We start from the raw sequence: 24,978 nt of genomic DNA on the forward strand, positions 1-24,978 counted from the left end.
AAACAGACACACCATGCGCCCCCGGGAAAACGGGAAACACACAATGCACAAAATTTGAAACCAGCTGTAAAAACCAGACCACACCACGGGGTGGCGGGATCCGGTCAATTCAACCAATTCAATACAATAAATTGGTATCAACAAACTTGGCACACTATTGAGTTCTCAAACAACAGACACACCCGGCACCACCACAACCAACATTCAGTCGAGGATCGCTCCGGAGCAACTTTTCAAACTTACCCGAGTCCGGACCACTTTGCAAATCAACGTTTCCGCGACCCACAAACCATCCGACCCGCCCCACCCGAACCCGGAGCGCACGAAACGCCGACCAGATCCGGTCTTGAAATTTAGGGGATTGGCCGCCTCCGGTTCCCAGCTTTCCGCTGGTCTCCCTCTCGGCGACTTAGAAAACAATACACCCACCCAAGCCCCACCGCAACTCCACCCCCGGCCACGCTCCCACCGCCCCGCAGCCCCGGGAATCCGCGGCAGAACGAGGCTTCGGACCCCCAAACGGCACCCCGGCACCACAACCTCGAACTATGCCGTGCATCACCACAACCAGCGCGCAGTCCAACACGCCGCCGCCGGTCCCAGCCAACCAACACCGCCAACACCACCAACACCACCCCAATGAACTACCCCACCGCGCCCGCGACGCAGCCCGGCACCCGGACATCCGACCAACCACCGCACCCCAGGCGCCCGCAAACAGGCATTAAACGCAAAAAGGGCCGGCACCCAAACGGTTGCCGGCCCTCCTTCAAGCCACTGGCTTCAGGACTACTGAATTACCAGGAAGACTTCGTGATGCCCGGGAGCTCACCGCGGTGAGCCATGTCGCGGAATCGAACACGGGAGATACCGAACTTCTGGAAGGTACCGCGGGGACGGCCATCGATGATGTCGCGGTTACGCAGACGTACCGGCGAGGCGTTGCGGGGCAGCTTCTGCAGGCCGAGGCGAGCAGCTTCGCGTACTTCGTCGGTTGAGTTGGGATCAACCAGAGCCTTCTTCAGTTCGAGGCGCTTTGCAGCGTAACGCTCGACGATGACTTTACGCTGTTCGTTCTTAGCGATCATTGACTTCTTAGCCATGTGTTTAGCGCTCCTCTCGGAATTCGACGTGCTGGCGGATTTTGGGGTCGTACTTCTTCAGAACCAGGCGGTCCGGGTCGTTACGACGGTTCTTGCGCGTCACGTAGGTGTAGCCCGTGCCCGCGGTCGACTTCAGCTTGATGATCGGACGTACGTCCTTATCCTTTGCCATTAGAGCTTCACTCCTCGTGCCAGGATGGCGGCGACGACTACGTCAATGCCGCGTACGTCGATGGTCTTGATGCCACGAGCAGAGACCTGCAGCGTGACGTTACGGCGCAGGGACGGAACCCAGTAGCGCTTCTTCTGGATGTTCGGGTCGAACCGGCGCTTGTTGCGACGGTGCGAGTGCGAAATGCTGTGTCCAAAGCCCGGCTCGGCTCCGGTCACCTGGCAGTGTGCTGCCATGACGACTCTCCTCAAAAATATATGAAACGGCTAACGGAGTTCCCGCTGACCGTGCGTTAGGCGGCGTCCGCATCCGGCTCCCACCCCCCAATCACCGGTTCCGCGGGATTCAGGCAGACGGCACAAACCGTCTGGTTCCTCACTGCGGCGAAGATTGTGGGCCACGGGCACCTGGCGCTGACGGTCCTTTGGACAGCCATTGCGAAGTGCCGGGATGCTGGGCGAATACAGGAATGCGCGCAACTTGAGCCCCTAACTACCGGCCTCCAAGACCGTCGATTTCTCAGACGGTTCCTGCCAACCGGAGCAATTGCGCACGCTCCGCGCCACCTAGCGCCTACCAAGTCTACGAGTTCGGCGATTTAAAGACCAATCCGTCGCTGAATGGTGTATAGGGCCGCCGCCCTCGGCCAGTCTGGGCGGAGGAGCGGGCCCCTCCGAGGTCATATGCCCGACGAAGCGTTTTCACAGCCAAATGATAGGCGGCGAAGCGATTCTGGGTCCATGAACACACAACTTCTGACGAGCCGCCCCGAGGTTCCCCGCAGCTCCCGTGGCGCTGTGAACCCCTTCAGGGGGCAGCACCGGCGGCGGTTGCTGAGAGCGGATCTGCTGACGGTCAATTTCTGGGCGTCGCTGGCGGGCGCCGTCGCTTTGTGGCTGGCCGACGGCGGTATGGCCGGCTTCTCGACTGCAGCCGGCTCCTTCACCGCGCTGGGGATTGTGGCCGGCCTCGCCGGCATGGACCTGGTGCTTCTCATGCTGCTGTTGGCGGCCCGCATCCCGCTTATCGACCACACAGTCGGCCACGACCGCGCGCTCGAGTTCCACCGCAAGTTGGGCAAGCCTGCCCTGTACCTCCTGCTCGCCCACGGGATCCTCATTGCGATCGGCTACGGCATGGCGGAAGGTCTGGATCCTGTCAGCGAAGCGGTCGCGCTGTGGGTCCTGGTGCCGGACATGTGGCTGGCCTACATATCCATGCTCCTGTTCATCGCCGTCGTCGTCACCTCGCTGGTAGCCGTCCGACGTCGGTTCCCTTACGAATTCTGGTACGCCGTCCACCTCCTGACGTACGCGGCGGTCCTAACTGCGCTCCCCCACCAGTTCAGTGTGGGCGGCCTCTTTGCTGAGGGCACCTGGCAGCGCTGGTACTGGCTGGCACTATGCATCGCAACCGGCGCCGCCCTGCTCTACTACCGCCTGGTGCAGCCGCTGGTGGCAACGTTCAGGCACCAGTTGACCGTTAATCGAGTGGTGCCGGTGGCCCCCGGGGTGGTGAGCATCGAGATGTCCGGCCTTGGCCTGGACCAGCTGGCAGGCAGCGGCGGCCGGTTCTTCATCTGGCGGTTCCTGGCACCCGGACTGTGGTGGCACCCGCATCCGTTCAGCTTGTCCGCCGATCCCATCAGATTCGACGCCGCAGGCCACGGCACGCTGAGGATCACGGTCCGCAACCTGGGCCGGGGTTCGGCTCAGCTAGCAGCACTGAGGCCCGGCACCAAGGTGGCGCTGGAGGGTCCGTACGGGCTGTTCAGCACGGCCGCGCGGAGCCGCAGCCACGTGGTGATGGTCGGTGCAGGGATTGGCATTACGCCGATCCGCGCCCTGCTGGAGAGCACACCGTTCCAGCCCGGGAACGCCACCGTCATTCTCCGCGGCCACAGCCAATCCGAGCTCTACCTGGGCGAGGAAATCCTCGGCCTCTGCCAGCAGCGCGGAGCCACGCTCTTCCACCTGACCGGCTCCCGCCCGTCCGGCGTACGGAGCTGGCTGCCGGAGAGTTCCGCGCGTGCCGGCCACCGGCTGGCCAGTTATGACCCGAACGTCGCCGATGCTGACGTGTACGTCTGCGGCCCCGCCGCCTGGGCGCAAAGCGTCCTTGAGGACGCCCGCGCCGCCGGCGTCCGGGAAGACCAACTCCACTACGAAAGGTTCGACTGGTGAGAACCCGCGCAGCAGTTTCAGCCGCCCTGGCCTCCGCCGGCATCCTCATTGCAGGCTGGCAGTCGGGCGTCCACATAGCCGATACCAGCAGCGCCGTCGCCAGCGCGGCGACCGGAACCGCCGGCTCCACCGGCACGGGCACGGACGACTCCACGGCGTCGTCCGGTTCGTCGGGCGCCGGCACTACAGGCGCCACGGGCACCACCGGGGCATCGGCCAAGGCCGTCGGGACGTACGCCGGCTCAGTGGTCCAAACCCGGTTCGGCTCCGTCCAGGTCCAGATCACCGTGCAGGCCGGAAAGATCACCGATGTCACGGCGCTCCAGCTGACAGATGCTGAACGCAAGTCCGTGCAAATCAGCAACCGGGCGGCACCGCTCCTGCGCGACGAGGTGCTCCAAGCCCAATCCGCGAATGTGCAGACCATCAGCGGCGCCACAGTGACTTCCGACGCGTACTTGAACTCCCTTCAGGCGGCCCTCGATGCAGCCAACCTCTGAGCTGGCCGGTTCGGCCCTGAAGGCCCGGACGTTTGGCTCCATGGGCACCGTCATCAGCCTGACCGTTCCTGCCAGAGCCTTGGGAGCAGCGGCCTTCCCCGGAACAGCATGCGGCGGCGAGCGCGAGTTCGATGCCGCAGTCGCCGCCGTCGAACGGGTGTTTGCCCGCGCGGATGAGACCTTCAGCCTGTACCGTCCCGATTCCGAGGCCAGCCGGCTGGCGCGCGGGGAACTTTCCCTTCGGGACGCATCCGCCAGCATGCGGGACCGCTACGCGGATGCGCTCAGCTGGCGGCTCATGACGGAGGGCGCGTTCTCCCCGGAGCGGCCCGACGGCGTGCTTGACCTTTCCGGGATCATCAAGGGCTACGCGATCGGGCAGGCCGGCGCGGCGCTGCGGAGCCAGGGGATCACCGACTGGTGCCTGAATGCGGGCGGCGACGTCCTGGTGATGGGTTCGCCCGTGCCGGGCAGCGGAGCCGCTTGGGCGGCCGGGGTAGTTGACCCGCTGGATCGCTCGGCACTGCTTGCCGCCTACGGGCTAGGCGGGCCCGGCACCCGGCGGGCCCTTGCGACGTCGGGCTCGGCGGAGCGGGGTGACCACATCTGGACGGCGGGCTCCCGCGGCGTCGAGTTCGCCCAGGTCTCCGTGGCCGCGGCAGACATTGTCACGGCCGACGTGCTCGCGACTGCGATCGTTGCGGGCGGGACCGCGATGCTGCACCGGGCCACAGACGGCTGGGACATCGATGTGCTCGCCGTGCGGCGCACCGGGGAACTGCTCGCGACGCCGGGATTCCGCACCTAGCTTGCCGTACTCTGCCGTTGGGGTTTAGAGATGGGTCAGCTGGCCGTACTTCGGCTCCAGGCCGTCGCCGGACGACTTGCCGGTGACGCGCCGGACAACCCACGGCCCAGCGAATTCGCGGACCCATCGGGCATTCGCACGGAGGGCGTCCACCCGGCTCAACTCAGGGACCGGAGTCATGGGCGGGACGTCTATCGAGTGCTCGTGCGCCAGGACCGTGAGGACGCGCTTGGCCATGTTCGCGTGGCCGGCGGCGGACATGTGCATCCGGTCCGTGGCCCACATACCCCAGTCGTAGTACTCGCTGAAACGCCAGTAGTCGACCAGCAGGGCACCGTGGTCTCCGGCGATGCCGCGAACCAGTTCGTTGTAGATGGCCGTGCGGCCGCGCATGGTGCCGAAAATCTTGGAACCCCGCGCGTCGAAGCCGGTGAACATCACCACAGTGGCGCCGGTGGCCGTGAGCTTGCGGATCCCGGCATCGTATTCGGCCAGCAGGTCATCGATGTCGACCTTGGGCCGGAGGATGTCGTTGGCGCCGGCGTAGATGCTGACCACGGTGGGTTTGAGTGCGACGGCGGCATCCACCTGTTCGGCCATGATCTGGCGGAGTTTCCTGCCGCGGATGGCAAGGTTCGCGTACCCGAAGCCCGGGTCCGCGGCGCCGAGCCCCTCTGCCACCCGGTCCGCCCAGCCCCGTACGCCGTTGGGCCGGGTGGGGTCGTCGTCGCCGACACCTTCCGTAAAGGAGTCTCCAAGGGCTACATAGCGGGACGTGAAATCCATGGGTCAAGTCTGCCAGCAGTTGCCGCGAGCAACAAAGACGGGATGCCCGACGGCGGCGCATTCAGCTTTCGTGCTTAGGTGTCCCGCAGGATCCAGTGGTCGTCGTCGAGGCGGGCCACGATTTTTTCGCCGATCCGGGCCAGGTCCGCGACGTCCTGCGGGCTCAAGGCGTCGAGGAACAGTGACCGGACCGCCTCCACATGGCCCGGGGCAAGCTTCACGATCGTCTCCATGCCGACATCGGTCAGGTGCGCCGTGGTGACGCGGGCGTCGCCGGGGTGCGGCCGCCGCTCAAGCCAGCCCCGGTTCTGCAGCTTGGTGACCACGTGGGAGAGCCTGGACAGGGAGGCGCTGGTGCGGGCGGCCAGCTCACTCATGGGCAGGAAACGGCCCTCGGTCTCCGAAAGCATCGCCAGGACGTTGTAGTCGAACAGGGAAAGTTTGCCCGCGGCATGGAGCTGGGTGTCCAGGGCGGCCGGCAGCATGGTGTTGATGCTGAGCTGGGCAAGCCAGGCCCGGCGTTCGTCGGCGTTGAGCCAGCGGGGTTCGGTCATGGCTACATTCTAGGAGACTGGAAGCTTGACGATTCAACTTCAGCCCGGGAATTCCAGAAAAGTTCCCGCCTGCCGGCAGCCGGCTACCGGTAGGCTGGCCGCATGTACGTAGTCTCCCTGACATACAAGGTCCCCGACGACATCGTGGACTTCCATCTTGCGGCGCATGTCACGTGGCTGCAGGCGGCCTTCGACGAGGGCGTCTTCATGGTCGCGGGGCGCAAAATCCCCCGCACCGGTGGCCTGTTGCTCTCCAACGCGGACCGGGCCAGCCTTGATGCGGCCCTGGCCAAAGACCCGTTCTACGTCAATGGTGTGGCTGATTTCGAGGTCATGGAGTTCCATGCCAACAGGGTGGCACCGGGCTACGAAAACCTGCTGGACAGCTGAGTCCCTGGCGGCTACCCGGCGCCGGTCTGGCCCCCGGCCTGTTGCTTCTGCAGTAGCTTCTTCAGGCCGCCCTTGCACGGGACTCTCACGGGTTCGGGCCAGCGCGGCCGGAGCTGATCGCCGAGTGTGACGCCGCGGAGTTTGCGTCCGAACAGGGGCAGCACCCAGTCGTGGACCCAGCGGCGCTGCCGGCGTTCCCACTCCCGCAGTCCCGGTTTCACCGGCGGCTCCCACGCCTTGGGCTTGATCTTGTGGGGCACGCCTAGGTGGTCCAGGACCTGTGAGGCAAGGTATTTGTGGCCTGCCTTGGACATATGCAGCCGGTCCGAATCCCACATCCGTGGGTCATGGAATGCGTCGAAGCGCCAGTAGTCCACCAGCACCGCGCCGTAGCGGCCGGCGATCTCGCGGACCCGCCGGTTGTATAAGGCGTTGCGTTTCTTCAGCGGCTCCAGCAGCGCGGAGACCTTGACGTCGAAGCCGGTGAAAAGCACCAGAGTTGCCCCCGTGCCGGCGAGCGCAGCCACCGCAGACTCGTAGTCCTCCATGAGGGATCCGATGTCCGTGGCGAAATCCAGGATGTCGTTGCCGCCCGCGTACAGGGTGACGAGCGTCGGCTCCATGGCCAAAGCAGGACCGAGCTGCTCAGCGATGATGTGACGCAGACGCTTGCTGCGGATGGCCAGATTGGCGTACTCCCACCCCGGCTGCGCTTTGGCCAGCTTCTCCGCGACCCGGTCCGCCCAGCCCCGCACGCCGTTCGGAAACCGGGGATCGTAGTCCCCCACACCCTCGGTGAAGGAATCCCCCAAGGCAACAAAGACCCGCCGCCCACCCCGATCCGGAAGCAAGGGATTTGGAAGCAAAGGATATGAATCCACCCCAACACCCTAACCACCCCAAAAAACGGGCAGGGAAAGAGCAAGTTAACCCAAGGTGACCCCCCAAGACCCGCAGCCGCAACCGCAACCGTCGAGTCGCGTTGGTGAAAGGCGGGACGCACCGAAGGTGAGCCGACCGCAAGGACGCTGCCGCAACAGTTGAGTCAGCTTGCGAAAGGTGGGGCGCACCGAAGGTGACCGACCCACAAGACCGCAATCGCCGCTTTGCTAAGGAGCGCATCGCCGACCAGAGCCGAGAGAGGCCGCCCGCGGCCGAACGAGGCGGCGGGAGGTGTCTAAGCGACGGCAAAGCGGCGATTGCGGGCGAAGCCCGCACGGAAGCACGCACAACGGGAGCCACGGCAAGCGACAGGTGAAGGGCGGAAGCCCGGACAGCGGGAGCGACGGCAAGCGACGGGTGAAGGGCGGAAGCCCGCACAACGCGGGCGACGGCGAGACGGTGGTGGAAGAGAAGGAGGAGCCAGAACTACAGCTCGGCCTTCCCCTGCCGCCAGTACCCCATGAACGCAACCTGCTTCCGGTCGATCCCGACGTCCCGCACAAGGTACCGGCGCAGCTCCTTGACGGTACCCGCTTCGCCGGCGATCCAGGCGTAGAACGGCAGGGCCCCGGCCGGCTTGTCCGGGTTTTTGCTGGCTCCGATCGCCGCGGCGTCCATCCGGGCGGGGGTCTCCCAGAGGATGTCCTGGTCCACGTTGACGTCATCGGGTTCGGGCCCGGCTCCGCCGGCGGCGGCCTTGATGCCCACCCAGCCCGGCTCGGGAACAGCGGCGCGGACCGCCTCCTGCAGCAGTTCGCCGTGCGGACGTGAGCGCCCGATTGAGGCGCCGCGTGCCAGCCAGGTGATTTCGACGTCGGCGTCCGACTGAAGCTCCAGGAAGTCGCCGGCCTCGGGGACTTCGAGGAACGCGTGCCCGCTCATGTAGGACGGGAGGCTTTCCAGGATGGCGCTGATGGCCGGAACAGCGGTTTCGTCGCCGGCAAGGAGTACCCGCTGGGCCATGCCGGGCCGCCATTCGATGCCGGAGTAGGTCTCCGCCGTGACACAGTGCGCGGCCCGGTTGTTGGGCCCGATGATGGTGAGGGCGTCACCGGGCTTGGCGTTCAGGGCCCAGTTCGCGGCGGGTCCGCCGTTACCGGCGGCATCGAAGTGCAGCACGAAGTCAACGTCGATCTCCGGGTAGACGGCGTCGAGGCGTTCCTGCCGCACGGTGTAGGTGCGCATGGAGCCGCGGGTCGCCGGATCCATGGCCAGCCATTCCTGGTACCAGCCGGACTGCTCCATCTCGAACACCGGCAACGGCAGCTGCGTGCCGTCCTCGGCGAGGGACGGGATCATCAGCTTTACGCGCAGGTCCAGGGTTCCGCCGTGGACGCCGAAGTCACGCAGGGAGTACCCGCCGAAGGTGATGCGGCGGACATTGGGGCTGAGCTGCTGCACGGCGGCCACCGTCACGTCGAACGCCAGGGTCATCGGTTGGGTGGTTGCTTTGCTGTTAACTGCCCTCATGGGACCAACTCCAGGGTTGCTGTTTCGGCTTTAGGGAAATGGGTGTGGTGCCGGCCAAGAGGAATGATCAGTGGCGTGCCGGAAATGGGATCGGGCAGCACCCGCGAGTCCAGGCCGAAGACGTCCCGGACCAGGTCCTCGGTGACGACGTCGGCGGCGGTGCCCTCGGCCACGATTCTGCCGCCCTTCATGGCAATCACGTGGTCCGCGTATCGGGCCGCCAGGTTCAGGTCGTGCAGGACGATAGCCACGGTGGTGCCGCGCTGCCGGTTCAGGTCGGTGATCAGGTCCAGGACCTCCACCTGGTGGGCCAGGTCCAGGTAGGTGGTGGGCTCGTCGAGCAGGAGGACCTCGGTTTCCTGGGCAAGCGCCATCGCGATCCACACGCGCTGGCGCTGCCCGCCCGAGAGTTCGTCGACATTGCGCTCGGCGAGCTCCAGCGTTTCGGTGGCTTCGAGCGCGCCCTGCACGGCGAGATCATCGGCCGTGCTCCAGCTGCGGAAGAAGCCCTGGTGCGGGTAGCGGCCGCGGCCCACCAGGTCCCGGACCAGAATGCCGTCGGGGGCTGTGGGGTGCTGCGGGAGCAGGCCGAGGATGCGGGCGAGTTCCTTGGCCGGGCGGGAATGGATGTCCTTGCCGTCGAGGGTCACGGTACCGCCGGCCGGCTTCAGCAGCCTGGACAGGCCGCGGAGGAGCGTGGACTTGCCGCAGGCGTTGGCGCCCACGATCATTGTCACCTTGCCCTCGGGGAGCTCCGCCGTAAGGTCTTCCACCACCCGGCGCTGGTCGTACTGGAGCGTAAGGTCCTTGGCGTTGAGAACTGCCATGTCAGGCGTCCTTTCGGTTGGCTGTGACCAGGAGCCACAGCAGGAACGGTGCACCGAGCGCGCCGGTGACCACGCCGACGGGCAGGACGGTGCCGTCCAGCAGCAGGGGGGCGATGTTGGCGGCGAAGTAATCCGCGGCGAGGACAATCAGGGCGCCGACGAACGCGGCGGCCGGGAGGCTGGACGTCCCGGTGAAGCGGCGCGCGATGGGGCCGGCCAGGAAGGCCACGAACGCCACAGGCCCGGCGGCTGCCGTGGCGACGGCGGCCAGGGCGACGGCGGCGGCTACGACGCCCAGGCGGGTGATGCCTACCCGGATGCCGAGCCCGGCGGCGGCGTCGTCCCCCAGTTCCAGGATCCGGAGCGGTCCGGCGAGGACGGCGACGGCGGGCACGAGAACCAGCAGCGCCAGCGCCAGGACGCCGGCGCGCTCCCAGCTGGCTGAGTTCAGGGATCCGTTCAGCCAGATCAGGGCCTCGGCCGCGGTGCGGATGTCCGCCCGCGTCATGAGAAAGTTGACCGCGGCGTTCAGTGCCGCGGCGATGCCGATGCCGGCCAGGATAAGCCGGCTCCCGGCCGCGTTGCCGCGGTTGCCGCCGCCTGATCCGAGGGAACCGCTCCGGGAGATTGTGTAAATCAAGACCGCTACGGCCATGGCCCCGCACAGCGCAGCACCGGAAACGGCCGCTCCGGAGGCCCCGAAAACCACGATGGCAGTGACAGCGGCCGCGCTTGCCCCGTAGCTGATGCCGATAACGTCGGGACTGGCCAGCGGGTTGCGCAGCATGGTCTGGAACAGGGTGCCCGAGAGCCCGAAGGCAATTCCGATCATGGTGCCGATGACTGCCCGCGGGAGCTTGTTCTCCATCACGATGAAGCTGGCGCCGGGGATTTTCTCGCCCCCGGTGAGGTGTGCCGTGAGGATCCTGAAGAAGTCCGGGATGGTGACGGTGTAGCTGCCCAGCAGGATGCTGACGGCCAGGAGCACCACGACGGCGAAGGCCAGGAGGGCCGTCCGGCTCATGAACCGGGTATTGCCGGCCGGTTGGTGCTCCGCGGGGGCGTTGCCTCCCAGCTCATGCCTCACGTTGGCGAGGTCTGCCTGACTCACAGCCCTGCTCCTTTCCCGCGGCGGACCAGCCACACGAAGACGGGCGCACCCACCAGAGCCGTCATGATGCCCGCGGGGACTTCGCCGGGGAGCAGGATGACACGGCCCACCACGTCCGAGAGCAGGAGCAGCACGGGTGCCAGGACCAGCGAGAAGGGCAGGATCCAGCGGTAGTCCGGGCCGGTCAGGAAGCGGACGGCGTGCGGAACCACCAGCCCGACGAATCCGATTGGCCCGGCCAGGGCCGTGGCGGAGCCGCAGAGCAGCACAATGCCCAGCGCGGTGACGCCGCGGGCCAGGCCGACGCGCTGGCCCAGGCCCCGGGCAATGTCGTCCCCGAGGGCCAGGCTGTTCAGGATCCGCCCGGTGAACAGGACGATCAGGGCCCCGGCAGCCAGGAACGGCAGCCCGGGCAGCACCACCGACCAGTCACGGCCGGCGATCCCGCCGACCTGCCAGAAACGGAACCGGTCCAGGGTGTCCTGGCTGGAGACCAGGACGACGTTCATCAGCGAATACAGCCCTGCGCTCAGGGCCGCGCCGGCGAGTGCCAGTTTGACCGGCGTCGCCCCGTCACGTCCCATGGACGCGATCAGGTAGACGGCGACGGCCGCTGCCGCGGAGCCGATGAACGCGAACCAGATGTAGCCGGTCAGGGACGAAACGCCGAAGACGTAGATTCCGGTGACGACGGCGAGGGCGGCGCCCGCGTTGACACCGATGATGCCGGGGTCTGCGAGCGGGTTGCGGGCCACCCCCTGCATGGCCGCGCCGGCCAGCCCGAGTGCGCCGCCGGCGAGCAGGCCCAGCACGGTGCGCGGGATGCGGGCGTGGATGACGGCGTGGTTGCCGTCGGTGGGGTCGAACTGCGTCAGCGCCTGCCAGACGGTGCCGAGGGGAACCCCGCGGGCACCGACGGTCAGGGACGCTGCACAGACCAGAACAAGTACGACGACGGCGGCCAGCAGCCAGGCGGCCTGCGCCGCGTGGGCTTTCCTCCCGGTGGGGGCCGGGGGTGCGCCGGGCGCGCTGGCGGCGGGCGCCGTCGTCGTACTGTTCGTCATGGGAGGGTGTTACTTCGCCGCGGTGACTTTGTCCGCCGCGGAGGCCAGCTGCGGCAGGAACGTGTCCAGTGACCAGGGCAGGCTCAGCGGTGAGGATGCGGAGATGGACAGCGTCAGCGTGTTGTTCGAGTCGGCAACCAGGGCGCCGCTCTTGATGGCGGGGATCTGGCCCAGCAGCGGGTCGGCCTTGATGGAGCCGGTGGTGGCCGCATCCGGCACCCAGGTCACGAAGATGTCCGAGTTGAGTTCATTGGCCTTTTCGGCGGACCACGGGATGAAGAATTCCTTGGAGCCCTTGGAGTTCTCCTCCACAACGGGTGCGAGCTTCATGCCGATTTCGCTGAGGAAGCGCGGACGGTTGTCGTTGGCCGTGTAGACGTTGACGCCGTCGCTCTTGTCCGGCTCCAGGTTGCCGTAGATGAAGGACTTTCCGGCGATCTGCGGGTACTTGGAGACCTTGTCCTTGATGGTGGTCTCGGTGTCTGAGACCAGCTTGTCGGCTTCGGCTTCCTTGCCGAGTGCCTTGCCGATCATGGTGGTGGAGTCCTGCCAGGAGGTGCCGTAGGCGATCTCCGGCTGGGCCACGACGGGTGCGATTTCGCTGAGCTTCTTGTAGTCCTCTGCCGTCAGGCCGGAGTAGGCGCCGAGGATGACGTCCGGGTTGAGCTTGGCGATCTCGGTGAAGTTGATGCCGTCCGCCTCGGAGAACTGGACGGGGGCCTTCGCCGAACCGAAGCCCGCGCCGAGCTTCTCCAGCGCGGCGTCCTTCCACGGTGTGGAGCCCTTGTCGTTACCGCCCCATTCGTTCTTGGGGACGCCCACGGGAACCACTCCGAGGGCGATGGCGACGTCGTCGTTGACCCAGGAAACGGTAACAACGCGCTTGGGCTGTTCCTTGATAGTGGTCTCGCCGAAGAGGTGCTTGATGCTAACCGGGAAAGCGATGCTGACCGGCTGGCTGGGGGCGTCCGTCGCCGGCGAACTTGCCGGCCCGGTGGAGCAAGCCGTCAGGGTAAGCGCGACGGCGGCCAGAAGAGCTGCGGCCCGCCCTGCGGTCTTGCGGGGGCGGCGGCCGGCTGGGCGGCCGGCGGAACGGGGGAAGACGGCGAAAGCCACGGAACTCCTTAGGTATGTGATGCAAACCTAAGTAAGGCTAGCCTATCCTTTGGTTAATTAAGAAAGGTTTGAGTAACGTAATTGTCTCATTTGGCTTGGTTGCGCGATGTCAGCTGTAAGAGACGCTCAGCAAAAGCGCTTTGAGGGCCTGGCCCTCGGCTCCGGCAAGCCAGTCCTTGGCCGCGTCGTCGCTGGCGAAAGGCTTCTCGATGAACTTGATTTCCGCCACCAGGACTTCCTTGCCGATCCGGATGATTCCGTCCAGCCGAGCACTGTCCCCGGCGGGGGGCGCCCCGGCCGAGAGGTGCATGCGGTACGTCGGACTCGCATCCATCCGGTCCACGTAGAACGCGTAATGGGCCGCGGGAGCGGGCTGCCGGCTGAGGCCCGGCACGGGTTCTGATTCGAATACCGTCCTGCGCACGGGATGGCTCACGCCGTCAGCGATCCGCCCGGAGTAAACCGTGACCTGCTCGGTGCCCTTCGCGTCCAAGACGGTCGCCGTCCGCGACAGGGAGGGCTCCCCCGGGCCAGTAAACAGTTCCACCCGCCAATCTGCGGGGTACTCAAAGGACAGGCGGCCGTCGGGGAAGGTGTACTTCGCGACGTCGGCAGCACCGAGAGCCGACGACGGCGGCGGGGTGCCGACCGCCGTCGCGCCCGCCGTGGCCGCAGGAGTGGCCGCAGGAGTGGCGGCAGGAGTGACCGCGCCGCATCCGGACAAGATCAGGGCCGTGGCAGCCGCGAGGGCAGCTATGACGGGGAGCCGACGTGCAGAAAGCATGATGGTGCCTTTCGCGATGAAGCCGTCAGCTCGGCAGGCCTACTTCCGTCACGCCGTGAAACGAGTTGCCTATGGTGGCCCGGATGGAGCATGCGGCGATGTGTTGTGCAAAGCAGAATCGCACGCAGACGCAGGACCCCTCAATACAATCCACAATAAATCCACCGATTTGTTATTATTCGCCACGCTGCGTCTCGGGTCAGCGCAGGACGATGTCCACAGGGCTCGCCTCGGACCGCCAGACGCCCTCGGTCCCCGCACGCGGGGCAATCACCGGGGCCGTCAGGACGCCGGAGCGGTTGGTGCGCTTGTCCCGCAGGATCTCCGTCACCGATCCCAGGTGCCGGGAGAGGTCGATCACGTTCTCCGGCGCGGCCAGCAGCAGCTGGAAGCCGAACTCGTGCAGGGCCTTGATACCCGCCCCGGCGAATTCCTCGGAGGCGAGCACGAACGCCTCGTCCATCATCACGGTGCCATACGTGGTGAAGCCCTGCTCGGCGATGCCCAGCTGGTAGCTCAGCGCCGCAGCCATGATGAACGCGGTGAAGCGCTGCCGCTCACCGCCGGACATGGAGCCGGTGTCCGCGTGCATGTAGACGTCGGTCTTCTTCTGGCCCTTCCCCGCCCCCTTGGGACCGGCACCCCGGGCGCCGGCACTCTGCACCTCGCGGTGCTCCTTGCACTGGATGAACAGGTGGCCGCGGACGTCCAGCACCTCGGCGCGCCAGCGCCGGTCCTCTGGAGTCTGCGAACCGAGGCGCTTCACCAGCGTTTCGAGCGACTTGTAGCGGGTGGTGAGCTCGGCGTCGTCGTCCGTCTCCGCCCCGGACACCGCGGCGGACGCTGCCGTGGCCGTCTTGCCCGGCCGGGTATGCCGGACCTTGAGCGCGTTCTGGATGGCGTCCTTGAACTGCTTCGCCGTTGCCGGCAGCGTCTGTTTGATGTCGAGTTCCAGGAAGCTGCCCTCGTGGAAGTTGACCTCGGACAGGATCCCGTTGAGCGGCAGGATGCGGCTCGTGATGGCGCGGCGCTCCTCGTCCAGCAGGTGCAGCAGGGTGGAAAAGGATTCGTGTGTCCGCTGGTTGAAGAACTGCCGGAACTCGGCTTCCTGGGCGGGCAGCCCGTCGCTGACAATCGCGTGGTAACGGGATTCGAACTCCCCCGCGGCGCCGATCGAGGTGCCGTGGTCCGCGGAAATCGCCGTGCCCCATTCCCGGACGAAGCCCTCGAAAATGCGGGTGAGGCGCTCCGAAGTGGCCTGCCCGCGGGACTCGGCCCCATGCAGTTCGGCAAGGAGCCGGGTGCGCACCTGGTTGGCCAGGTTGTCGAGTTCGTGCATCTCCAGGACGTCGCCGAAGCCGGTGAAGTACGGTTCCAGCGCGGCGATGCCGTCGTCCGACGGCGGCGCCTGGGCCAGCCGGTTGCGTGCGGCGTCGAGCAGCGAATCAGCGGCAGTCATGCGCGCATCGAGGGCCTTGTACTCGCTCTGCAGCACGGCCGCGGCCTCGGTGCTGGACTGGTGTTTGTGCCGCGCGGCTTCGATGCTGGCGCGCAGCGGTTCGAGGTCCGCCTGCGCGGCCAGGGCGTCCTTGAGGCGCTGCTCGATCCGGGCGAGCTCCTCCGCTGCCACGGCAGCCGAGACCTGCTCCCAGGTCCGGTGGTCGTCTGCCACGCGGCGCAGGGCATCGAGCTGCCGGGTCATGCCCTGGTGTGACTCTTCCCGGGTTTGCGCCAGATCGGCAGCCTTGGCCAGCGCCTGTTGCAAGTCCTCAACCTGGGCCGCCACAAGTTCGAGCTTGGCGGCGTTGTCGAACCCGAGGACGTAATCCTGCCGGGAGGTGAAGCGGTCATCCTTTTCCACCGTGTGGCGGTTGCGCTTGACCACGCCGCCCAGGCTCAGGCCCTTGTCCAGGCCGGCGAGCTCGTCCGGGTCTTCCACGCACGGGTAGGCGAAGTCGAGGGCAATCCGTTCGCGCAGCCAGGCGCTGGCCTGCCCCAGGGCATCGGCGTGAGCGCCCGCGGCGAGGCCGGCGTCAGTGAGGAAGCGGAGCTTGGTCAGCAGATCGCCGTCGGCCACGTCCTCGACAGCCAGCGCGCCGCCGGCCAGGGGCCGGGAGACGTCCACGGCGCGCAGCGCCCCGCGCACGGAGTGGTCGTTGAGGTACCGGGTGACTGCCGCGAAGTGCTCGCCCGGGACCAGCAGCGTGGTGGCCAGGCTTCGCAGCGCCCGCTCGGCGGCCGGGCGCCACTGCTCCTGGCCCTCGGCGAGGTCGATCAGCTCGCCGCCGAAGGGCATCTGTTCCTCGGGCACGCCCGTGGCGGCCGCAATGGCGCCGCGGTTTTCAATGCTCGACGGCGGCAGCAGCGACTTGCGCGTCTTCAGGGAGACGAGCTCCTGCTGGGCCGCGGCGAGTTCGCGCTTCCGGGTGGCGTGGCCGTCAAAGGCCTCGAAGCGCAGTTCCTTGAGCGCCTCGGAGTCGTCCTGGAGCTCGGCCGAGCGTGCCGCGGCGTGCTCGTGGGCCTGTTCCCAGCCGGCGGCCGACCACTGGAGTTCCAGCCCGGCGTCGGTCAGCGCCTTGCGGGTCGATTCCTCGACCTCCTGCCGGAGCTTGAGCCCCACCCGGGCGTTCTCCAGGGACTGCTCTATCGCGGAAATCGCGTTGCCGCCCTGGTTGTTGTACTCCCCCTCGAGCTGGCGCAGCTCCTTGGCGAAGCCGTCGCGGACTGCGCGTTCGGCGGCAAGGTCACTGGCCTTGGCCTGGGCGAGCTCCTTCAAACGGGCCAGGGTTTTCTCATGGACCGTGACAGCGAGTTGTTGCTTGTACGCCTCGAATTCCTCACCTGTTAGGTCCCGCAGCCGGTTCGCGTCCAGCAGTGCCTGCGCGTATTCCCTGTTCAGCCCGGGGACGGGAGCCAGCTGGTCGCGCTGCTGCCGGACGTCCTCGAGGCGCTGCCGGATGGACATGAGGTTGCTGAATTCCTCGACGACGTCGTCCGCCGCAGCCAGTGTGGCGGGGGCATCGAGGACCTGGTCGCGGAAGAAGGTGTTGACGCTGCCGCCGAGTCCCTTGCCGGCCTGGATGACGCGTAGCAGCGGGAGGGCCTGGTCGGAGTTGATGCCGAGGAGGCGGCGGAAGCGTTCGGCGAAGGCCTTGTGGACGTCGAAGATCTGGGCGTCCGGGAAGATCGCGTCCAGCGCTGACTTGGTGAAGCGCTTCTCAGCGATGCCCTCGATCGCCGCGAGATCCAGCGGCTTGTTGTCGATCACGTAGTAGCGGCCGACGCTGGATTCCGTGCCGTTCTTGGGCAGGTCGAACAGGGCCGATACCGTCACCCGGGTGCCGGCGGCGTTGTCAAAGGTCAGCGCGACGGCGGACCAGGTGGCGCCGGGGCGCTGGAACGCACTCGCGGAGCCCTCGCCCACCGCCTTGTCGCCCACCTTGCCGCGCATGTACGTGAACGTGGTGCGCTTGTCCTCGACAGCGCCACCTGCCCGCTGCGCGGCGGCTTCGTTGGAGCGGGGACGGGCGTCGAAGACCCGAAGCATGGCATCGAACAGCGTGGACTTGCCGACGCCCGAGTTGCCGGTCAGCAGGGTGCCGTTGCGGTCCACGTGCATGGTGTGGGCGCCATGGAACGTGCCCCAGTTGACCACCTGGACGAGGGCCAGGCGCATCTGGCCGGGGTTGGTGAGCTCGCCCATCGGCAGCATGGTTGCGATGCTCACTTGTTGGCCTCGCTTGTTTCCTTGGTTGCTTCAGGTGTGGTTGCGTTAGGCGTGGTTGCGTTTGACTCCGCAGCCGATGCCGCCCCCGCCCCTTCGCCGCGCCGCTGATCTTCGATCAGCTCAGCGCGCGGCTCCGACAGCGGGTCCGGACTTCCCAATGCTCGCAAGCTCGCATCGGGGCCCTCGTCCAGTCCCTTGGATGCCACTCCCGGGGCGGCATCGCCGTCGTCGTCGTTGTTCAAGTCACCTTGGGCGTCCGTAACGCCTGCTGCGTCGCTCGAGCTGTCACTTTCGACGGCGGCATCGTCGTCGTCTTCGTTGTTCAAGTCACCTTGGGCGTATGTAACGGCTGCTGCGTCGTCGTCGGCGTCACCTTGAGCACCGGCAACGGCTGCCGCCTCGTTATCCCGGCCGGTGGCGACATAGCCGTCGTCGTCGCTGGCCGGCTCATTGTCTGCGTCGTCTTCGGAATCCCCCGTGGCCACGGTGTCTGCGTCGAGCTCTAGGAGTGGCTCGGTGCCTGACGGGTCGGTGCTGGCCGCGATGAGGGCTTCGATTTGGGCCGGGATGTCGCCGATGTTTTCGAACGGGAGGGCCAGGGGGAGGGCGTTGGAGATGGTGTAGACCTCGTCCAGGCCCGTGGTGAGGAGGAGCTGGCGGGCCAGGAGCTTGGTGATGGCGCGATTGACGACGTCGGCATCCCGCAGGGCATCCTGCTGGCCGGTGGGCTGGTAGTGGGCGACGAGTTCGGCGATTTCCTCGCGCGTGATCGTGGGGTCTGTCTGGGCGGTGACGTGGCGGTCCAGGAGCAGGCGCAGGCGGAGCAGGACGATGGTTTCGACCCGGCTCAGGGCACGCTGCTGGCGCAGGATGCTGGAACGGGTGCTGCCGCCGATCGCCTCGGGGTCCACGGGGCGCAGGACAGCCACCTTGCGTTCGTGGTCCAGTTGCAGCGTGAGGAAAAGCTCGGAGAGGCGGCTGCGCAGGATCAGCTGGTTGTCCAGGAGCGTGGTCCACAGTTTTTCGTCGCGTCCGCCGTCGATGTATGGGCCCTTGAGCAGCTTCACGAGCGCCTGGCGGACTTTCATCGGGAGCACGCCGGTGTCGCCCGGGAAGAGGGCGGCGCCGTCGACGAACGTGTCCCGGGGAGTGACGGTAAAGGGGTCGCTACGGACGTGGCCGCCGTCGTTGTCCGCGGGCGGTAGATCCGCTGTCGCAGTCTCTGTCGCAGTCTCTTCAGTCATGGTCAATCCTTCGCGAGCGTGACGACGGGCAGGTAGGCGGTGCGGGTGGTGCCGTCGATTTGTTCGAATTCGATGGGGCCCCAGGCGCCGCGGTCGAAGCCGGCGCCGTCGTGGAGGGTCTGCGACAGCAGGGCCCGGATGGAGTTGATGTGGCGTTCCCCGGCCGGCAGCTGCGCCCAGGCCTCGGTCAGGGTGGTGGCCCCCGCGAGCGCGGCGCGGATGGCTTCCGGCTTGGCCTTGGCGGTCCGGGGCGAGCGCGCCCGGTCCGAGTCGGAGAACGCGATGGGGTCAGCCAGCTTGGGCGGGGCGGCGAATTCGTCCGGGTCGAAGAGCTTGACCATGGCCAGAGATTCGAAGCCGGCACTGAACAACACCGGGCCGCGGACCAGGCCGGGCCGTTCGCGCTCGTAGGGGAGGGAACGGATCGCCTGCTCGGCCTCCCGCAGGACCTTGCGGAGCCGGACCGACTGCCGGAAGTCGTCGCTTTGGACGTAGGTGTTGAGGCTCTCACTGAGTTTGCCGTAGATCCTCTGGATCTGGCTGTGCTGGCTGCGGAGTTCGGCCACGAGGTTCTTGAGGGTCTCGCGTTCGTCGTGGCTGAGCTCATCCGCGAACTGCCGGCTCAGCACCTCGCCGATCGCCGACCGGAACCTCAGCTGCTGTTGCGGGTCCTCCAGGAACGCGGTGAAGGACCGGAACGTCCGGCCTTCGGGGCTTTGCCGCAGCCGCTTGTCGGCCTCGAGGACCTGGGCCATGGTGGCGCCCTTGCTGAGGGATTCCTCGATGATCTGGTTGCGCAGCTCCCCCACGAGCTCCTCAATCCGGTCACGCATCTTCTTGTAGTCCGCGGGCAGGCTGGCGGCGAGATCGAGGATGTTGCCGGCGGCCTCCACGGCCTCGTCGTCGTCGAGCAGTCCGTCGAAGTCCCCGGAGCTGATGTCCTCCATCAGCTGGCGGCGCTCGTCGATCTCCTCTTCGAGGGATTCAATCCGTGCACTCTGGTCCGGGTTGGTCTCGTTGGCGAGCTTCTCCACGTCGCCGAGCAGTGTGCCGAGCCGGGAGCCGTTCAGCGTGGACCGCTCGCTGGAGAGGCTGTCCAGGAAAGCCAGGACGCGGGCAGCAGGCTCGGTGACTTCGTAGACGATTTGGCCGGACTGGTTCCGGCGCGTCAGGAAGTTCTTGCGCGTCCATTCGTCCGCATATTTTTTTCCCGAGAGCGCGCCGCCGGCCGGGCCGCCCTGCTGCTCTCCCGTGCCGGGGTCCTGCCGGCGGAGCTGCTCGAGGAAGGCGTCGACGTCGGCGTGGAACTGCTCCAGCGGCAGCTGGGCGCGGGTGCGGGTGAAGGAGGCCTGAAGCACGGCGATCACCCACGGCGCCGAGCGCGTCAGCGCCCAGGCAGGTCCCTTGGTGAGGAGCTCAAGGTCCCGGAGCCGGGCGCTGATGGCGTCGGCTGATGACACGGCGGAGCGGGACACGCACTCTCCTTCGGCTGCCGGGGGATGGTTGGGGTGGTGCTGCGGGGCAGCGGAATCGAAAAACTGCCAGCTACAAGGTTAACGCAGGCCCCCAGCCGTTAACGCAGAGCCCCTGCCGCATTCATCGTTGTGCGCTCCCCTATGTCGGAGCAAACTGGAATGACCAGCTGAAGGGAGACGATCATGCGGAAGAGAACGATGTGGATCACGGGGGCGGCCTCTGCAGCAGTGGTGCTGGGGGGAGCTTCGATTGCGGTCGGGGCAACCCAACAGGCCCGGGATCTTCCGTCCCTGAGTCCGGATGACCTGACAGCCAGCATCGGGAAACTTGCCCTTGGTGACGATTCCGACGGACCGGCGCTCACTGACGCCGACCGCGCCAGGGCAACCAGCGCCGCACTGGCGAAGGTTGGCCAAGGCAGCGTCACCGAAGTGGAGCGCGACGACGAGTCCGGCGCGGCGTATGAGGTCGAGGTCCGACTCAACGACGGGACCCAGGTGGACGTTGCCCTCGGAGCGGACTTCCAGGTGGTGAGCCAGAGCGCCCCTGAACACGACGAGGACTGACACAGGGCAGCATTCCTGGCATTGACGTCCGGTGCGACACCCGGGATTGGTGAGGGTGCCGCGACCGTGCCGTGACCTACGCCCCGGTAGCATTTCGATCCCGTATCAAGAGGGCAAGATCGGCCACGGGACCCTAGTTCAGCACGTCTCCTGCACCCTACGCTCTGGCTACTGGTTCAAACCGAAGCGATGGTGCAGGGGGAAGAATGCAGTTCGACCTAAGCGCAGTGGAAACGGGCACGATGGTGGTGATTGGAACCCTCGTGTTCGCCCTGGTGATCGCCGCCTTCATGATGGTGTCCGCGTTCGCGGCCATGGTTCTGGTCGGCGTGGGCCGGCTCGCCTGGTACCTCGTAGCCGGCGCGGTGGTTGGCCTGGTTCACGGCATCAACCACGGTTGGGACCGGCTGGTCCACCACGCCTCAACCGTGGAGTTACCCGCCGAATTCCAGGTCGACTTTGGCGCGGACTTCCGGCCCGACCATCCGGGTCAGGCTTCCCCTAGCACAGGCACTTACCCGCGAGTAGTATTGCGGGACAGCTGAAGGGTCCACCACCCGCGGCGGATCCAGGGCTCGAGCCGGCCACCCGGTTAGAGGAGATGCCCAGTGAGCTCCGCCATTGAAGACCCCGCCACCGCACCCGACTCTCCTACACCCGACTCCCTAACACCAGGCACCGCGACGCCGGGCGTGCCGGCGCCGGAGACCGCCGGGGCGCCGGACCACATCGGCCCCGACGCGACGGCCGCCGACGCCCGGGCCATCGCCGAGGCCGCCCGTGAGACCAGCTGGAAGCAGCCCAGCTTCGCGAAGGGCCTCTACCTTGGCAGCTTCGATTTGAGCCTGATCCACCCGTGGCCCGAAGCCCCCGCCGACGACGTCGAACGCGGCGAGGCCTTCATGGCCCGGCTGACCGATTATTGCCGGACGATGTCCGGGCGGGCCATCGAACGGGACGACCGGATCCCGGACGACTATCTCAAGGGGCTCGCCGAGCTCGGCGCCTTCGGCATGAAGATTCCGCGCGAATACGGCGGGCTGGGCCTGACCCTCGTGTACTACGGCCGTGCACTGGGCCTGCTTGGATCGGTGCACCCCAGCCTCGGCGCCCTGCTGTCCGCGCACCAGTCGATCGGCGTCCCGGAGCCGGTCAAGGAATTCGGCACCGCTGCACAGAAACGGGAATACCTGCCCCGCTGCGCGGCCGGAGCCATCACCGCCTTCCTGCTGACCGAGCCCGACGTCGGCAGCGACCCCGCCCGGATGGGCAGCACAGCTGTCCTCTCCGACGACGGCGAGTCCTACGTCCTGGACGGCGTCAAGCTGTGGACCACAAACGGCGTCATCGCCGAACTCGTCGTGGTGATGGCCCTCGTGCCGCCGCACACCGATCCGGACGGCACCGCCCACAAAGGTGGCATCAGCGCGTTCGTGGTGGAGATGGACTCCCCCGGCATCACCGTGGAAAACCGCAACACCTTTATGGGGCTCCGCGGGATCGAAAACGGAGTTACCCGCTTCCATCAGGTCAGGGTCCCCGCCGCCAACCGGCTGGGCCGGGAAGGCCAGGGCCTGAAGATCGCGCTCACCACGCTGAACACGGGCCGGCTCTCGATCCCCGCGCTGTGCGTCGCCACGGGCCGGTGGAGCCTGAAGATCGCCCGTGAATGGTCCAACGCCCGCACCCAGTGGGGCCGGCCGATCGGCCAGCATGAGGCCGTGGGCAAGAAAATCGCCTTCATCGCGGCCAGCGCCTTCGCCCTGGACGCCGTGTTTGAACTCTCCGCGGAAATGGCCGACGCCGGGCAGAAGGACATCCGGATCGAGGCGGCCCTGGCCAAGCTGTGGTCCACGGAGATCAGCTGTCTCATCGCTGACGAACTCGTGCAAATCCGTGGCGGCCGGGGCTTCGAAACGGCGGACTCGCTCGAAGCCCGCGGCGAGCGCGCCGTCGCCGCGGAACAGCAGCTCCGCGACATGAGGATCAACCGGATCTTCGAGGGCTCCTCGGAAATCATGAAGTTGCTGATCGCCCGCGAAGCCGTGGACGCGCACCTGGCGGCCGCGGGAGACCTCGCCTCGGAGGACGCCCGCCTATCGGACAAGGCGAAAGCCGCCGTCGGCGCCTCCGGCTTCTACGCGAAGTGGCTGCCCAAACTCGTGGCCGGCGCGGGCATGGATCCGCGGTCCTACAGCGACTTCGGCCGGCTCGCCAAGCAGCTCCGCTACGTGGAGCGCTCCTCCCGGCGCCTGGCGCGGCAGACCTTCTACGGCATGGGCCGCTGGCAGGCGAAGCTTGAGCACAAGCAGGCTTTCCTGGGCCGGATCGTGGACATCGGTGCGGAGCTCTTTGCCATGGCGGCCTGCTGTTCCCGGGCCGAGATGCTGCTGCGGACGCAGCCGGAACGCGGCGCCTCCGCGTACGAACTCGCCGAGGCCTACTGCGAACAGGCCCGTGTTCGCGTCGACGAATATTTCGACCGGTTGTGGCGGAATACCGACGACGCCGACCACGCCCTGGCCCGCAAGACTCTGGCCGGCGACTACGCCTGGCTGGAGGCGGGTGTCCTTGACCAGTCGGAGGGAACCGGTCCGTGGATCGCGGACGCCAGCCGGCGCGCCTCGGTCCGGGAAGACCTGCACCGCAAGTACCGCTGACGGCGCCACACAAATGGTAAGCACCCTTGCTAATTGGATACCGCCGTGGTTAGGTGGACGCCAGACTGTCACCCCTACGGTGCCCGGTCATTCAGCGAAAGTGAGCAACCCTCATGAGCAGCACTCCAGGCCCCGACGACAAGACGACACGCCTCACCACGCAGGAAGACCGCACGGCCGGGCCAGTTACGGCAGTCCGCCACAACGACCCCGTCCGTGATGCACCACGCCACGACGCACCCCGCCACGACAATGTTGCCGACACCGCCGGGGAAGAGATCCCCACGCGCCAAACGGTGGTGGCCCGCGAGAAGGAACAGTTCGGCGGCATCCAAGTCGGCTCGGCATTCTTCGGCTGGTTGGCGGCCACGGGTACGGCCGTGCTGCTCACCGCGCTGGTTGCGGCCGGCGGCACCGCCGTCGGACTGGCCACCAACACCGATGTGAACGATGCCGTAGACCAGGCCTCAAGCAACCAGACGGTCGGGCTGGCCGGCATCATCGTGCTGCTGGTGATCCTTCTGATCTCGTACTACTGCGGCGGCTATGTGGCCGGACGGATGGCCCGTTTCAACGGCGCCAGGCAGGGCTTCATGGTCTGGATCTGGGCCCTGATCGCGGCGATCGTGGTCGCCGTGCTGGGTCTGGTTGCCGGGCAGCGCTTCAACATCCTGGCAAACCTGAACAGCTTCCCGCGCATCCCGATCAACGAGGGCCAGTTGAACACCCTGAGCATCATCGCCGCGATTGTCGTGGCCCTGGTGGCTTTGGTGGGTGCGGTGCTGGGCGGCCTCGCGGGCATGCATTTCCACCGCAAGGTGGACCGGGCAGGCTTCACCCCGGCAACGGTCGAGGAGAACCCTGTTGCGGACTCCTCGGCCGCGGACTCCTCGCCCTCACGCCGCTAGCCCGGGATACCGCCGGCGCGGCGGCGTCAGCCGGAAACGACGCCGGACACGTAATACCAGCGCCGGTCCACCCGGACAAAGCGGCTGGCTTCGCGCTGCACACCGCGTTCGCCCTCGTGCCGGTAGTGCGCGGCGAATTCCACCACGCCCTCACTGTCCAGCGGGCCGCCCCGGCTGGTGGAAATAATGTCCAGGCGACGCCACTGCATGCCGGCATCGAACTCCAGTTCCACGGGCCGCGTGTCCGGGTGCCACGTCCGGAGCAAGTAGTCCGCGTCCCGGACCACGAAGGCGCTGTACCGGGAGCGCATGAGCTGCTCCGCCGTCGGCGCCTCGGCATCTCCGCGATGGAACCGGCCGCAGCAGTGGACATACGCCTCGCCGGACAGGCACGGGCAGTTCCCCTCATGTGGTGAGGCCGGACTGCTCAGGGACCTGTCCGAGCCGGACGCGCCCGCGGGCTCGGAATCGGCTGCTGCGGCGTGCGTCACAAGGTGTCCTTCCGGCGGGCCGGACGACGCCGGCGGGGCTGACTTTGACTATAGACGCCGGGGCGCAGGGGCCGTGCCCCGTTCGCGGATAACGGC

General features: G+C 67.0%; 23 protein-coding genes and 1 pseudogene. 8 read left to right on the top strand and 16 right to left on the bottom strand.

Translation table 11 applies throughout. From position 1 onward, the window contains the following. Nucleotides 1-797 precede the first annotated feature (797 nt). Genes rpsN through rpmB form a run of 3 tightly spaced genes read right to left on the bottom strand, consistent with a single transcriptional unit; the run spans nt 798 to nt 1,511 of the window. Nucleotides 798-1,103 (bottom strand): 30S ribosomal protein S14, encoded by a 306-nt coding sequence (gene rpsN, locus ACFRJ8_RS00005; protein WP_026266887.1) that lies wholly within the window; start codon nt 1,101-1,103, stop codon nt 798-800. A 4-nt stretch (nt 1,104-1,107) separates the two neighbouring features. Beyond that, on the bottom strand, nt 1,108-1,275 hold the full coding sequence (gene rpmG / locus ACFRJ8_RS00010) for a 50S ribosomal protein L33 (protein ID WP_003798558.1): 168 nt from the start codon (nt 1,273-1,275) through the stop codon (nt 1,108-1,110). Next, on the bottom strand, nt 1,275-1,511 hold the full coding sequence (rpmB, locus tag ACFRJ8_RS00015) for a 50S ribosomal protein L28 (protein WP_011693744.1): 237 nt from the start codon (nt 1,509-1,511) through the stop codon (nt 1,275-1,277). Before rpmB ends, rpmG begins: the two co-directional genes overlap by 1 nt. 504 nt (nt 1,512-2,015) lie before the next feature. Here rpmB and ACFRJ8_RS00020 point away from each other — a divergent pair. Genes ACFRJ8_RS00020 through ACFRJ8_RS00030 form a run of 3 tightly spaced genes read left to right on the top strand, consistent with a single transcriptional unit; the run spans nt 2,016 to nt 4,766 of the window. After that, entirely contained in the window at nt 2,016-3,458 is a 1,443-nt protein-coding gene (locus ACFRJ8_RS00020) for a ferric reductase-like transmembrane domain-containing protein (RefSeq protein WP_377984129.1), read from the top strand. Beyond that, on the top strand, nt 3,455-3,958 hold the full coding sequence (locus ACFRJ8_RS00025) for an FMN-binding protein (RefSeq protein ID WP_377984130.1): 504 nt from the start codon (nt 3,455-3,457) through the stop codon (nt 3,956-3,958). The genes ACFRJ8_RS00020 and ACFRJ8_RS00025 overlap by 4 nt, the downstream gene beginning before the upstream one ends. Nucleotides 3,959-3,998: 40 nt before the next feature. Then, nucleotides 3,999-4,766, top strand: a complete 768-nt coding sequence (locus ACFRJ8_RS00030; protein WP_377984660.1) for an FAD:protein FMN transferase — start codon at nt 3,999-4,001, stop codon at nt 4,764-4,766. A gap of 24 nt (nt 4,767-4,790) precedes the next feature. Here the strand turns inward: ACFRJ8_RS00030 and ACFRJ8_RS00035 are convergent, their stop codons facing one another. After that, complete coding sequence (locus ACFRJ8_RS00035; protein ID WP_277527845.1) at nt 4,791-5,552, bottom strand: SGNH/GDSL hydrolase family protein; 762 nt, start codon at nt 5,550-5,552, stop codon at nt 4,791-4,793. 74 nt (nt 5,553-5,626) lie between these two features. Then, complete coding sequence (locus ACFRJ8_RS00040) at nt 5,627-6,106, bottom strand: MarR family winged helix-turn-helix transcriptional regulator (RefSeq protein WP_277527846.1); 480 nt, start codon at nt 6,104-6,106, stop codon at nt 5,627-5,629. A gap of 102 nt (nt 6,107-6,208) precedes the next feature. Here ACFRJ8_RS00040 and ACFRJ8_RS00045 point away from each other — a divergent pair, with 102 nt between their 5' ends. Next, entirely contained in the window at nt 6,209-6,496 is a 288-nt protein-coding gene (locus tag ACFRJ8_RS00045; RefSeq protein ID WP_377984131.1) for a YciI family protein, read from the top strand. Nucleotides 6,497-6,507: 11 nt separating this feature from the next. Here the strand turns inward: ACFRJ8_RS00045 and ACFRJ8_RS00050 are convergent, their stop codons facing one another. From ACFRJ8_RS00050 to ACFRJ8_RS00095, 10 genes and pseudogenes are all read right to left on the bottom strand, one after another. Continuing rightward, nucleotides 6,508-7,362, bottom strand: coding sequence for an SGNH/GDSL hydrolase family protein (locus tag ACFRJ8_RS00050; protein ID WP_377984661.1), 855 nt, complete (start codon nt 7,360-7,362; stop codon nt 6,508-6,510). Between the two features lie 502 nt (nt 7,363-7,864). Further along, on the bottom strand, nt 7,865-8,908 hold the full coding sequence (locus ACFRJ8_RS00055; RefSeq protein WP_377984132.1) for a siderophore-interacting protein: 1,044 nt from the start codon (nt 8,906-8,908) through the stop codon (nt 7,865-7,867). Next, on the bottom strand, nt 8,905-9,735 hold the full coding sequence (locus ACFRJ8_RS00060; protein ID WP_377984133.1) for an ABC transporter ATP-binding protein: 831 nt from the start codon (nt 9,733-9,735) through the stop codon (nt 8,905-8,907). Before ACFRJ8_RS00060 ends, ACFRJ8_RS00055 begins: the two co-directional genes overlap by 4 nt. A 1-nt stretch (nt 9,736) precedes the next feature. Further along, nucleotides 9,737-10,759, bottom strand: coding sequence for a FecCD family ABC transporter permease (locus tag ACFRJ8_RS00065; protein ID WP_377984662.1), 1,023 nt, complete (start codon nt 10,757-10,759; stop codon nt 9,737-9,739). Between the two features lie 83 nt (nt 10,760-10,842). Continuing rightward, nucleotides 10,843-11,910, bottom strand: a complete 1,068-nt coding sequence (locus tag ACFRJ8_RS00070; RefSeq protein WP_377984134.1) for a FecCD family ABC transporter permease — start codon at nt 11,908-11,910, stop codon at nt 10,843-10,845. 9 nt (nt 11,911-11,919) lie between these two features. Continuing rightward, nucleotides 11,920-13,026 (bottom strand): iron-siderophore ABC transporter substrate-binding protein, encoded by a 1,107-nt coding sequence (locus ACFRJ8_RS00075; protein WP_377984135.1) that lies wholly within the window; start codon nt 13,024-13,026, stop codon nt 11,920-11,922. Nucleotides 13,027-13,135: 109 nt separating this feature from the next. Then, nucleotides 13,136-13,810, bottom strand: coding sequence for a hypothetical protein (locus ACFRJ8_RS00080; protein ID WP_377984136.1), 675 nt, complete (start codon nt 13,808-13,810; stop codon nt 13,136-13,138). Nucleotides 13,811-14,009: 199 nt separating this feature from the next. Beyond that, on the bottom strand, nt 14,010-17,537 hold the full coding sequence (locus ACFRJ8_RS00085) for an ATP-binding protein (protein WP_377984137.1): 3,528 nt from the start codon (nt 17,535-17,537) through the stop codon (nt 14,010-14,012). Nucleotides 17,538-17,974: 437 nt separating this feature from the next. Then, nucleotides 17,975-18,781, bottom strand: a pseudogene (locus tag ACFRJ8_RS00090) (DUF4194 domain-containing protein); the annotation flags it as partial. A gap of 2 nt (nt 18,782-18,783) precedes the next feature. Then, entirely contained in the window at nt 18,784-20,256 is a 1,473-nt protein-coding gene (locus ACFRJ8_RS00095) for a DUF3375 family protein (RefSeq protein ID WP_377984138.1), read from the bottom strand. A gap of 183 nt (nt 20,257-20,439) precedes the next feature. On the opposite strand from ACFRJ8_RS00095, the gene ACFRJ8_RS00100 reads away from it, so the two are divergent. The 4 genes from ACFRJ8_RS00100 to ACFRJ8_RS00115 all read left to right on the top strand — a co-directional run bounded on the left by ACFRJ8_RS00100 (nt 20,440) and on the right by ACFRJ8_RS00115 (nt 24,391). Next, nucleotides 20,440-20,823: a PepSY domain-containing protein gene (locus ACFRJ8_RS00100; protein ID WP_377984139.1), complete on the top strand. Its 384-nt coding sequence runs from the start codon at nt 20,440-20,442 to the stop codon at nt 20,821-20,823. A gap of 206 nt (nt 20,824-21,029) precedes the next feature. Continuing rightward, nucleotides 21,030-21,368 carry a hypothetical protein gene (locus tag ACFRJ8_RS00105; RefSeq protein ID WP_377984140.1) on the top strand — a complete coding sequence of 113 codons (339 nt, stop codon included), beginning with the start codon at nt 21,030-21,032 and terminating at the stop codon, nt 21,366-21,368. A 147-nt stretch (nt 21,369-21,515) separates the two neighbouring features. Beyond that, nucleotides 21,516-23,483, top strand: a complete 1,968-nt coding sequence (locus ACFRJ8_RS00110; RefSeq protein ID WP_377984663.1) for an acyl-CoA dehydrogenase family protein — start codon at nt 21,516-21,518, stop codon at nt 23,481-23,483. Between the two features lie 113 nt (nt 23,484-23,596). Further along, nucleotides 23,597-24,391, top strand: coding sequence for a hypothetical protein (locus tag ACFRJ8_RS00115; RefSeq protein WP_377984141.1), 795 nt, complete (start codon nt 23,597-23,599; stop codon nt 24,389-24,391). Between the two features lie 26 nt (nt 24,392-24,417). Here the strand turns inward: ACFRJ8_RS00115 and ACFRJ8_RS00120 are convergent, their stop codons facing one another. Continuing rightward, nucleotides 24,418-24,822 carry a YchJ family protein gene (locus tag ACFRJ8_RS00120; RefSeq protein WP_377984664.1) on the bottom strand — a complete coding sequence of 135 codons (405 nt, stop codon included), beginning with the start codon at nt 24,820-24,822 and terminating at the stop codon, nt 24,418-24,420. Nucleotides 24,823-24,978 lie beyond the last annotated feature (156 nt).

It is taken from the genome of Arthrobacter sp. NPDC056886, from assembly GCF_042788715.1.
Lineage (GTDB): Bacteria > Actinomycetota > Actinomycetes > Actinomycetales > Micrococcaceae > Arthrobacter.